Origin of the sequence: Variovorax sp. AB1(2024) (genome assembly GCF_037482385.2) — a bacterium.
Taxonomy (GTDB): Bacteria; Pseudomonadota; Gammaproteobacteria; order Burkholderiales; family Burkholderiaceae_C; genus Variovorax.
This window is the reverse complement of sequence record NZ_JBBHKP020000001.1, coordinates 4,406,769-4,418,213: the sequence shown is the minus strand read 5'-3', so window position 1 is coordinate 4,418,213 and position 11,445 is coordinate 4,406,769. Positions and strand designations below refer to the sequence as shown.

Sequence of the window (11,445 nt, the reverse complement as noted above, 5' to 3'; positions counted from 1 at the left end):
TCACTCGGGGAAATACACATGGAAAACTTCGGCATTCACCTGGAGCCACTGCGCGCCATCCTCTACCAGGTGGGGGCGTTCGTTCCGCGCCTGCTGGTGGCGCTGGTGGTGGTGTTCGTGGGCTGGCTCATCGCCAAGGCGGCGCGCTTCGCCGTGACCAAGGCCTTGCGCGCCATCAACTTCAACGTGCTGACCGAGCGCGCGGGGCTCGACAACTTCCTGCGCCAGGGCGGCCTGGCAGGCGACACCAGCAGCCTGTTCGGCATCCTGGCTTACTGGCTGGTGATACTGGCGTCGCTGCTCATCGCCTTCAACGGCATGGGGCTGAGCTACATCGCCGACCTGCTGGGGCGCATCGTCTGGTTCGTGCCCAACGTGTTCGTCGCCTTGCTGGTGCTGGCCTTCGGCTCGTACTTCGCCAAGTTCGTGGGCGACGCCGTGGGCAGCTATTTCCGCGGCGTGAAGATGCAGGACGCCACGCTTTTCGCCAAGGTGGCGCAGTACGCGGTGATGGCTTTCGTGATCCTGATCGCGCTGGACCAGATCAAGGTGGGCGGCGACATCGTGCGCGAAAGCTTCCTGGTGATCCTGGCGGGCGTGGTTTTTGCGTTGGCCCTGGCATTCGGGCTGGCCGGCAAGGACTGGGCGAAGGCGCAGATCGAGCGCTGGTGGCCCCGGCAGCAGCAACTGACGAAGACGGGCACCGGCAGGGAAGTGCCGGGCGTGCCCACGCCACCGCCGCCGCCAGCATCGCGTTTCGACGACCGCCCACCCCGCTGACCTGCATTTCTCCCAACGCAAGCAACCGCCCGACGCCTGAATGACAAGAAAAACCAACCCGACCATCACCGCCGTCTGGCCCGGACGCCCTTACCCGCGCGGCGCCACCTGGGACGGTGAAGGCGTCAACTTCGCGCTTTTCTCGCAGCATGCCGACAAGGTCGAGCTGTGCCTTTTCGACGAGCGCGGCCGCCACGAGCTGCAGCGCATCGTGCTGCGCGAGCGCACCGACGGTGTGTGGCACTGCTACCTGCCCGAGGCCCGGCCCGGCCAGGCCTACGGATTTCGGGTGCACGGCGCCTACAAGCCCGAGGAGGGGCACCGCTTCAACCCCAACAAGCTGCTGGTCGACCCCTACGCCAAGGACCTGGTGGGCCAGTTGCGCTGGGGCGACGCACTCTATGGCTACACGGTCGGCAGCAAGCGCGAAGACCTTTCCTTCGACCGCCGCGACAGCGCGCCGCTGATGCCCAAGGGCCGCGTGCTCGAAACCGCCTTCACCTGGGGCGACGACCGCCGCCCCTCGGTACCCTGGCAGGACATGGTCATCTACGAGATGCACGTGCGCGGCTTCACCATGAACCATCCCGACGTGCCGCCCGAGCTGCGCGGCACCTACGCCGGCCTGGCCAGCGCGCCGGTGGTCGACTACCTCAAGCGCCTGGGCGTGACCACCGTCGAGCTGCTGCCGGTGCACAGCTTCCTCAACGACCGGCACCTGGCCGAGAAGGGGCTGCAGAACTACTGGGGCTACAACACGCTGGCCTTCTTCGCCCCCGAGATGCGCTACAGCGCCTCGGGCAAGGTGAAGGAGTTCAAGACAATGGTCAAGACGCTGCACTCCGCGGGCATCGAGGTGATCCTGGACGTGGTCTACAACCACACCTGCGAGGGCAACCAGCTCGGCCCCACGCTGTCGATGCGCGGCGTGGACAACGCCTCCTACTACATCGTGAACTCCGACAACCGGCGCTACTACGACGACTTCACCGGCTGCGGCAACACCGTCAACCTCGAGCATCCGCATGCGCTGCAACTGGTGATGGATTCGCTGCGCTACTGGGCCGAGGAAATGCACGTCGACGGCTTCCGCTTCGACCTGGCATCGGCACTGGCGCGCGAGGCGGGCAAGGTGGAAAACCTCGGTGGCTTCTTCGACGCCATCCGGCAGGACCCGACGCTCAACCGCGTCAAGCTCATCGCCGAGCCCTGGGACCTGGGCCACGGCGGCTACCAGGTGGGCAACTTTCCGCTGGGCTGGGCCGAGTGGAACGACCAGTACCGCGACGGCATGCGTGGCTTCTGGAAGGGCGACGGCGGGCTCATCGGCGAAGTGGCCAAGCGCGTGACCGGCTCCGAAGACCTGTACGGCTGGTCGGGCAAGCAGCCCAGCGCGAGCATCAACTTCGTCACGGCGCACGACGGCTTCACGCTGCACGACCTGGTTTCCTACAACGACAAGCACAACGAGGCCAACGGCGAGGACAACCGCGACGGCAACAGCCACAACGTGTCGTGGAACTGCGGCGTCGAAGGCCCCACCGACGACCCCGAGGTGGTGAGCCTGCGCGAGCGCCAGAAGCGCAACCTGCTGGCCACGCTGCTGCTGTCGCAGGGCGTGCCGATGCTGCTGGCGGGCGACGAGCGCGGCCATACGCAACAGGGCAACAACAACGTCTACTGCCAGGACAACGCGCTGGGCTGGCTCGACTGGACGCCCACGCCCGAGCGGCTGGCGCTGGTCACCTTCGTCGAGCGCATGGTCGCGCTGCGCCGCGCGCATCCGTCGTTCCGCCGCCGCACCTTCTTCGCCGGCAAGCCGGCCGAGGGCGAGACCGTGACCGACGTCTATTGGCTCAAGCCCGACGGCGCCGAGATGCGCACGGAAGACTGGAACGACACCAACGCTCGCTGCATCGCGATGTACATCCCCGGCGGCGGCATCGCCGACCGCGGGCCGCGCGGCGAGCACCAGCACGACGACGACTTCCTGATCCTGATGAACGCCCACCACGACGAAATTCCTTTCACGCTGCCGGCCATGCCGCACGGCGCCTGGCGCCTGCTGGTCGACACCGCGAGCACCACGCCGCCGCCCACCACCGAGGACGCCGCCGCGCTGGCGCCCGCATGGTCGGAGCCGGCCTATCCGCTGCAATGCCGCTCGCTGGTGGTGTTGAGCCGGCCGGACGTGCGGCCATGAACCGCGCGCACCGCATGCCCTTCGGTGCCACCGTCCTTGAGGACGGCGGCGTGGCCTTCGCACTGTGGGCGCCCTCGGGCGGCGACGTGCGGCTGGAACACCGCCCGGTCGGTGGCGAAAACACCACGCACCCGATGGCCCGTGACGCACAGGGCTGGCACACGCTCACGCTGCCCGGGGCGGCCCACGGCGACGGCTACCGCTTCCACCTGCCCGACGGCACCGCCGTGCCCGACCCCGCCTCGCGCTTCAACCCCGAGGACGTGCACGGCCCCAGCGTGGTGATCGATCCGCGCCGCCATCAATGGCGCGACGACGCCTGGCGCGGCCGCCCGTGGGAAGAGGCCGTGGTGTACGAACTGCACATCGGCGCCTTCACCGCCGAAGGCACCTTCAACGCCGCGCGCGAGCGGCTCGGCGACCTGGCCGAGCTGGGCGTGACCGCCATCGAGCTGATGCCGCTCGCCGACTTTCCGGGGCGCCGCAACTGGGGCTACGACGGCGTTCTGCAGTTCGCGCCCGACGCCTCCTACGGCACGCCCGACGAACTGAAGGCGCTGGTCGACGCGGCGCACGGGCTGGGGCTGATGGTGCTGATCGATGTGGTCTACAACCACTTCGGACCAGAAGGCAACTACCTGCATGCGTACTGCCCGGAGTTCTTCAATCCGGCGCATCGCACGCCCTGGGGCTCGGCCATCAACTTCGACGGGCCGGGCGCGCGCACGGTGCGCGACTTCTTCATTCACAACGCGCTGTACTGGGTGGAGGAATATCGCTTCGATGGGCTGCGCATGGATGCGATCCACGCCATTCGCGACGACTCGCATCCGCACATCGTGCAGGAGATCCGCGACGCGCTGCAGGCCGGCCCGGGCCGCGAGCGCCACATCCACATCGTGCTGGAGAACGACACCAACCAGGCCTCGATGCTCGTGCGCGACGGCCACGGCGTGCCGGTGGCAGGCACCGCGCAATGGAACGACGACCTGCACCATGCGGTGCATGTGCTGGCGACCGGCGAGCGCGACGGCTACTACGCCGACTACGCGGACGACCCCGTGTGCAGCTTCGCGTGCGCGCTGGCCGAAGGCTTCGTGTACCAGGGGCAGCCCTCGGCATTCCGCAACGGCGAGCGGCGCGGCGAGCCCAGCACGCGGCTGCCGTCGCAGGCCTTCGTGTCCTTCCTGCAGACGCACGACCAGGTCGGCAACCGTGCCTTCGGCGAGCGCCTGCATGCGCTCGGCGACCCGGTGCTCACGCGCGCGGCCATGGCCTGCCTGCTGCTGTCGCCGCATGTGCCGATGCTGTTCATGGGCGACGAGTTCGCGGCCTCGACGCCATTCCTTTACTTCTGCGACTTCGGGCCCGAACTGGCGAAGGCGGTGTCGGACGGGCGGCGCTCCGAGTTCGGCGGCTTCGCGGCGTTCAAGGACGAGGCGGCGCGTGCGCGCATTCCAGATCCGAATGCGGAGTCGACCTTCCTGGCGTCCAAGCTGAACTGGCGTGAGCGGGGCTCGCGTGCCCACTTCGCGCGGTTCAGCGAGGTGCAGCAGTTGCTCGAACTACGCCACCGGCTCATCGTGCCGCACCTGGCCGGCTCGACCGGCGCGGGCGTGTTCCTCTGCGAGAACGGCACGCTGCGGGTGCACTGGGACCTGGGGCCGCCGCGCGAGGGGCACGAAGGGCGCACCGCAACGCGCCTGCACCTGCTCGCGCACTTTGGCGACGGGCCCGATGCAGCGGCGGTGTCGCCGCCCGGCACGCTGGTCTACAGCAGCGGCGCGCGGCAGGCCGAGCCCGGCGCCTTGCTGCTCGAGCGCGGCGCGGTGCACGCGACGCTGGAGGACATGCGCGGTGGATGAGGTTTTTCATCACGACACGGCGGGCGTGCTGGCGGCGCTGTGCGAACACTACGGCATTGCCACCGCCTACCACGACGCCTTCGGCACGCGCCGGCAGGCCACGACGCAGAGCATGCTCGCGCTGCTGGCGGAATTCGGCGTGCGCATCGGCACCGCGCAGGACGCCCACCGCGCCCTCGAAGCCGCGCATGCCATGCGCTGGACGGAAGCCCTGCCTCACGTGCGGGTGGTCGATGCATCGGCCACCGAATGGAGCGTGCCCCTGCGCCTGCCGCTGGCCATGCGCTCGCTGCGCTGGCAGCTCACCGACGAAGCCGGCCGCACGCGTCACGGCGAGGCCGATGCCTCCACGCTGCACGAGACGGCGCGCAGCGAGCGCGACGGCATCTGGCTGAGCGAACGCGTGCTGCCGATGACGCTCGCGCTCGACGCGGGCTACCACCGGCTGCGCATCGACGGGCTGGCCGGCGAGACGCTGGTGCTTGCGTCGCCGGGCCGCTGCTACCGGCCGCCCGCGGTGCGGGACGGCGGCCGCGTCTGGGGGCCGGCGGTGCAGCTGTACAGCCTGCGCTCGCAGCACAACTGGGGCATCGGCGACTTCAGCGACCTGCAGGATCTGGCGGCCCGCATGGCCGCGCAGGGCGCCGACATCGTCGGCGTGAACCCGCTGCATGCGCTGTTCGCGGCCAATCCGGCGCATGCGAGCCCGTACAGCCCGTCGTCACGCCAGCAGCTGAACGCGCTCTACATCGATGTCGAGGCGGTGGATGAATTCGCGCAGTGCGAGGCCGCGCGAAAGCTGGTCGATTCACCCGCGTTCCAGGCGCGCCTGGCGGCACTGCGCGCTGAACCGCTGGTGGACCATGCGGGCGTTGCATCCGCCAAGTTCGAAGTGCTGGAGCTGCTGTTCGCGCACTTCCGCGAGCGCCACCTGCCGGAAGACGGCGCGCCGGACGAAGAGGGCCTGGCGTTCCTGTCATTCGTGGCGGAGCGCGGCGAGGGCTTGCGGCAGCACGCGCTGTTCGAGACGCTGCATGCGCACTTTCTGACGGCGGACCCCGCGATGTGGGGCTGGCCCGTGTGGCCCGCCGCATACCGCGACCCCGATTCGGCCGAGGTCACCGCATTCGCCGTGCAGCATGCGCAGCGCCTGCAGTTCCACCAGTACCTGCAATGGCAGGCCGCGCGGCAACTGGCGCGGGCTGGCGAACGCTGCGCCGCCCTGGGCATGGGCGTGGGCCTCTACGTGGACCTGGCGGTGTCGGTCGACCGTGCCGGCTCCGATGCCTGGACGGCGCAGTCCGTGTTCGCGGCCGGTGCCAGCATCGGCGCGCCGCCTGACGAGTTCAACCCCGCCGGCCAGAACTGGGGCCTGCCGCCGCTGCGTCCCGGCCGGCTGCGCGCGGACGGCCACCGCTTCTTCATGCAGACGCTGCGCGCGAGCATGCACGGCGCGGGCGCCTTGCGCATCGATCACGTCATGGGGCTCATGCGCCTGTTCTGGATACCGCCGGGCCGCGGCGCGCACGACGGCGCGTATGTGTACTACCCGCTGGACGAGCTGCTCGCCATCGTCGCCATCGAGAGTCATCGCCACCGCTGCATGGTGATCGGCGAAGACCTGGGCACGGTGGAAGACTCGGTGCGAGAGGCGCTGGGCAAGGCCGACGTGCTGTCTTACCGCCTGCTGTACTTCGAGCGGCTTGACCGGCACCAGGGCAGCGGCTTCAAGCCGCCGGCCGCGTATCCGCCGGCCGCGCTGGTGGCCGTGAGCACGCACGACCTCGCGACATTCGCCGGCTGGTGGGCCGGCCACGACCTGCGCACCCGCCTGTCGCTGGGCCTGTTCCCCGACGAGCGCGTCTTCGACAAGCAACTGCTCGACCGCGCGCAGGAGCGCATCGAGCTGATGCTGGCCGTGCAGCAGGCCGGGCTGCTGTCGCGCGAAGAGATCGCCGAGGCCGCGGGCCTCGCGCTGCCCACGGCGCGCGTGGTGGAGGCGGTGCACGCCTGGCTCGCGAGGACGCCGTCGGCATTGATGATGGTGCAGCTCGAAGACATGGCGGGCGTGGTCGAGCAGGCCAACATGCCCGGCACGGTGAGCGAACAGCCCAACTGGCGGCGCAAGCTGCCGGTGCCGCTGCACGCGCTGGCCACGGGCGAGCGCATGCAGGGGCTGGCCGCGCAACTTCGCGCCGCGCGCCCCGCGAGCCGACCCGATGCGCCGCAGCACGCGCCGCAAGACCTGCGCGCCCGCGTGCCGCGCGCCACCTACCGGCTGCAGTTCCACAAGGACTTCGGCTTCGACGACGCGGTGCGCGTGCTGCCGTACCTCGCGCAACTGGGCGTGAGCCACGTCTACTGCTCGCCGATCCAGCGCGCGCGCGCCGGCAGCATGCACGGCTACGACGTGGTGGCGCACGACGAGATCAACCCCGAGCTGGGCGGCGAAGAAGGCTTCGCGCGCTTCGTCGCGGCGCTCAAGGCGCACGGCATGGGCCAGCTGCTGGACATGGTGCCCAACCACATGGGCGTGTTCGGCGCCGACAACGCATGGTGGATGGACGTGCTGGAGAACGGCCCGGCCTCGCTCTACGCGCAACACTTCGACATCGACTGGCAGCCGCTGAACGTCGAGCTCACGGGCAAGGTGCTGCTGCCGGTGCTCGGCGGGCACTACGGCGAGGTGCTCGGCAGCGGCGAACTGGCGCTGCGCTTCGAGGCGGAAGAGGGCGCCTTCGCGATCGGCTATTTCGGCCACCGTTTTCCGCTCGCGCCCGAGAGCTATCCCGCGGTGCTGGCGCGAGCCCTCGCGCAGCTCGACGAATCCGCCGACGACGCGGCGGCGCTCGCGAGCATCGCCACCGCTTTCGGCCACCTTCCGGGGCGGCAGGCGGCGCAGCCGCAGTTGCGCACAGAGCGCGCGCGCGACAAGGAACTGCTGAAGGCCCGCCTCGCGCGCCTGGCGCAGCGCCATCCTTCGGTCGCGAAGGCGGTGGCGACGGCCGTGGCCGAGCTGAACCTGGCCACGCCCGAGGCGCGCGACGCCATGCATGCGCTGATCGAGGCCCAGGCCTACCGGCTGGCCTACTGGCGCGTGGCCTCGGACGAGATCAACTACCGCCGCTTCTTCGACATCAACGACCTCGCGGCCGTGCGCATGGAGCGCGACGACGTGTTCGAGGCCACGCAGTCCTTCGCGCTCGAGCTCGCGGCTGCGGGCACGGTGGACGGCTTGCGCATCGACCACCCCGACGGCCTCTACGACCCCGCGCGCTACTTCGAGAAGCTGCAGCAGGGCTACGCGCGGCGCGCGGGGCTTGCATTGCCCGCGCACGATGCGCAAGGCAGGCCGGCACGGCCGCTCTACGTGGTGGCCGAGAAGATCGCGGCGGACAACGAGGAAGTGCCCGAGAGCTGGCACGTGCACGGCACCACCGGCTACCGCTTCGCGAACGTGGCCAACGGCGTGCTGGTCGATACCTCGGCCGCCGAGACCATCGGCCATGCATGGCGCCGCTTCACCGGCGAGACCCAGGGCTTTCATGCGCTCTCGCAGGCCGGCCGGCGCGAGGTGATGCGCAATGCGCTGTCGTCGGAGCTCAACGTGCTTTCAAGCGAACTGCTGCGCATCGCGCGGGCCGACCGCGCCACGCGCGACTACACGCTCAATGCGCTGCGCCGCGCGCTGGCCGACGTGGCGGCCAACATGCCGGTGTACCGCACCTACATCGTCGAGAAGCCCTCGGCGCAGGACGAACGCTTCATCGGCGAAGCGACGCAGGCGGCCGAACGGCAGAGCGGCGATGCCGACCGCTCGGTCTTCGCCTTCGTGCGCGGCGCGCTGCGCGGCGAGGCCGTGGCGGGTGCGCCGCGCGAACTGGCCGAGCGGGTGCGTCGCTTTGCGGTGCGCTTCCAGCAGTTCAGCGCGCCGGTCACGGCCAAGGGCGTGGAAGACACGGCGTTCTATCGCTTCTTCCCGTTGAGTTCGCTCAACGAGGTGGGCGGCGAGCCCGACCACTTCGGCTTCGAGGTGGACGAGTTCCATGCGCTCAGCGCCGACCGCGCGCTGCGCTGGCCGCACACCATGCTCGCCACGTCGACGCATGACAACAAGCGCTCCGAAGACGTGCGCAACCGCATCGACGTGCTCTCCGAAATGCCCAACGACTGGGTGCTGGCGCTGACCCGCTGGCACGGCATGTGCCGCGACACGCGGCGCAAGCTGGAGACCGACGACGCACCATCGCGCGCCGACGAATACCTTTTCTACCAGACGCTGCTGGGCACGCTGCCGGCAGGCGGCCTCGACGCGGCCGAAGCGCCGGCCTTCGCCGACCGGCTCTGCCAGTACATGCAGAAGGCCGCGCGCGAAGCCAAGCTGCGCACGCGCTGGACCCAGCCCGACGCCGCCTACGAGGCCGCGCTCGAAGGCTTCGTGCGGGGCGTGATCGGCAACATGGAAGAGGGCGGCTGCCTGGCGGACATCCAGCTCTTCGCGAAGCGGCTCGCCTGGTTCGGCGCATGGAACGGGTTGACGCTCACGCTGCTGAAGTACGCATCGCCGGGCGTGCCCGACCTCTACCAGGGCAGCGAGCTGATCGAGCTGAGCCTCGTGGATCCGGACAACCGCCGGCCCGTGGACTACGCGGCGCGGCAGCAGCGGCTCCATGAACTGCAGGCCATGGCCGCCGATGCGCCTAGCCTCGCCGCGCGGGTGCGCGCGCTGGCGGCGTCGCCGCACGACGGGCGCGCCAAGCTGTGGTTCATCTGGCGTCTGCTGTCGCTGCGGCGCGAGCATGCGGAGCTGTTTCGCGATGGCGGGTACGAAGGGCTGGCTGTGGAAGGCGCGTTGTCGCGCCATGTCGTGGCCTTTGCGCGGCGGCATGGAGACGAGATGCTGGTGGTTGTGTCGGGGCGGCTGTTCGTCGGGTTGGCATCCGGCAACGGCGGCATGCCTTCGTTGCCCGAGGCCGGCATCTGGAGCGACACGGCGGTGCAACTGCCGGCGGAGCTGGCAGGCGCGCAGCTTCAGAACCTGCTGACCGGCGAAACGCTGCACGCGGGCCAGGATGCATCGCTGCCGCTGGCCCAGGCGTTCGGAAGCATCCCGTGGGCCGCTTACAAGGTGCGCACTCCTAAGCATGCGAGCCGCATTCCTACATGAGCGGCGATCGGCAACCCCGAATCTCCTTCGCTGACCGCCCCTTCCGGGGTTTTTATCCAGGAGATCTCCAATGACGAAATCTGTGTCCGTGTTTTCCGTGCTGGTGGCAGGCTTGATTGCGACCGTGGCGCATGCCCAGTCGAACCCGCCCGGCGCGGCCGTGCCGCCCAACTCGCCCGGCTACGCCACGGGCAAGTCGGAAATGGCCGGCGAAGCACGCAAGGACCGCCGGCCGCAGAAGGGTGTTGCACCCGCTGCGGGTGACGAAGCCAAGACTCCGGAAGGCGGCGCCATTGGCACGGACCGCGCGGCCAGGGCCGGTGAGCGCCGTGCGGAGACGCGCGACGCTCGCCGCCCGGGCAAGCCGGTGCCGGTGCCCGGCGGTACGCCGAAGTAAGTCAAGCCGCAGTAAAACGGCCGAGGCCTTGAGCCTCAGTGCTGACGTGGGCTCGCGCGCTGGCGGATCTCGCTGCGCAGCGCGCGCTGGCCCGCTGAGAGGGCGGTCTCGTAGCTGTCTTCGGCATCGAATGCGCGCCGCAGCAGACGAGGGCTCTCGCCCTTGTCGTCGGTTTCGAGCAGCTGCCAGACATAGGCGCCCGGCAGCGGCTCCACGATGGTGAGTTCGATCGGGTGGTTCATGCATTCACCATGGACCTGCCCGAGCGGCCTGTCTGTAGGCCGAATTCCACGGGTCGGATGGCGCATCCGAGGTCATGTTTCTTCCGTCTTGAAGAGACCGCGCACGTTGAGTGCCGCCAGGCACACCTGCAACGCGATCAGCGCCCACGCATCGGTGTGAATGCCCCACACCACCCACAGCACATTGCTCAGCAGGAAGATCCAGAAGCCGACATTGCGGCGGGATTTGTCGCGCGACGCGACCAGCCATGCGGCGGCCAGCGAAGCCGCGAAGGCGGGCCATTGGATGAGTGCGAGAAGGTCCATGTGGATGTGTGTGCAGGCAAGTGAAGTGATGAGACCGACCTTGGCACGTTGCGCATTGCCCGCACAGGTGCTGCCAGCCGACGCATGGCGTGGGCCGGTTCCCACGCGCAGGGCCGGTGCTGCACCGCAGGCTCGATATCAGCCAGGAATTTCAACGAACACACAGGAGCAACCAGCATGGATGCCAACACCCCAACACCCGCCGTCGAGGAACGCCTCGTCACCTTCACCTACCTCGGCCGGTTTTTCCTTTGCCGCGCCGAGCGGCTGGACAACCAGACCTACAGGCCCGTGGTGGTCTGCCGCAGCCGCGTCGCGGACCAGCCCGACGTCGAACTGCCCCCGGACACCGACAACGTTTCCTACGCCACCGAGGCCGAGGCGCTGCGCCACGCGGAGCAGCAGGCGATGCGCTGGGTGCACGACCGCACGGGGGACGGACAGGGCCGGCTCTGACGGAGAGCCCAGGCACGCTCACGGTCAGA

Annotated in this window: 8 protein-coding genes; 6 read left to right on the top strand and 2 right to left on the bottom strand. The window is 69.4% G+C overall.

Annotated features, from left to right (window positions below; genetic code table 11):
* Positions 1–18 precede the first annotated feature (18 nt).
* The 5 genes from WIX39_RS20685 to WIX39_RS20665 all read left to right on the top strand — a co-directional run bounded on the left by WIX39_RS20685 (position 19) and on the right by WIX39_RS20665 (position 10,412).
* Positions 19–780 carry a mechanosensitive ion channel family protein gene (locus WIX39_RS20685; RefSeq protein WP_081269604.1) on the top strand — a complete coding sequence of 254 codons (762 nt, stop codon included), beginning with the start codon at positions 19–21 and terminating at the stop codon, positions 778–780.
* 40 nt (positions 781–820) lie between these two features.
* Entirely contained in the window at positions 821–2,983 is a 2,163-nt protein-coding gene (gene glgX / locus WIX39_RS20680) for a glycogen debranching protein GlgX (RefSeq protein ID WP_285411118.1), read from the top strand.
* A complete protein-coding gene (treZ, locus tag WIX39_RS20675; protein WP_409195739.1) occupies positions 2,980–4,848 on the top strand; it encodes a malto-oligosyltrehalose trehalohydrolase in 1,869 nt (622 codons plus the stop codon). The genes glgX and treZ overlap by 4 nt, the downstream gene beginning before the upstream one ends.
* Entirely contained in the window at positions 4,841–10,015 is a 5,175-nt protein-coding gene (locus tag WIX39_RS20670) for a malto-oligosyltrehalose synthase (RefSeq protein WP_409195738.1), read from the top strand. Before treZ ends, WIX39_RS20670 begins: the two co-directional genes overlap by 8 nt.
* A 70-nt stretch (positions 10,016–10,085) precedes the next feature.
* A complete protein-coding gene (locus WIX39_RS20665) occupies positions 10,086–10,412 on the top strand; it encodes a cell envelope biogenesis protein TolA (protein WP_106934116.1) in 327 nt (108 codons plus the stop codon).
* A gap of 35 nt (positions 10,413–10,447) precedes the next feature.
* On the opposite strand, the gene WIX39_RS20660 is transcribed toward WIX39_RS20665, so the two are convergent.
* Entirely contained in the window at positions 10,448–10,654 is a 207-nt protein-coding gene (locus WIX39_RS20660) for a hypothetical protein (RefSeq protein ID WP_285411115.1), read from the bottom strand.
* Positions 10,655–10,726: 72 nt separating this feature from the next.
* Complete coding sequence (locus WIX39_RS20655; RefSeq protein WP_106934118.1) at positions 10,727–10,960, bottom strand: hypothetical protein; 234 nt, start codon at positions 10,958–10,960, stop codon at positions 10,727–10,729.
* A gap of 177 nt (positions 10,961–11,137) precedes the next feature.
* Between WIX39_RS20655 and WIX39_RS20650 the strand changes: the two genes are divergently transcribed.
* Positions 11,138–11,416, top strand: a complete 279-nt coding sequence (locus tag WIX39_RS20650; protein ID WP_106934119.1) for a hypothetical protein — start codon at positions 11,138–11,140, stop codon at positions 11,414–11,416.
* The last annotated feature ends 29 nt before the right edge of the window (positions 11,417–11,445 follow it).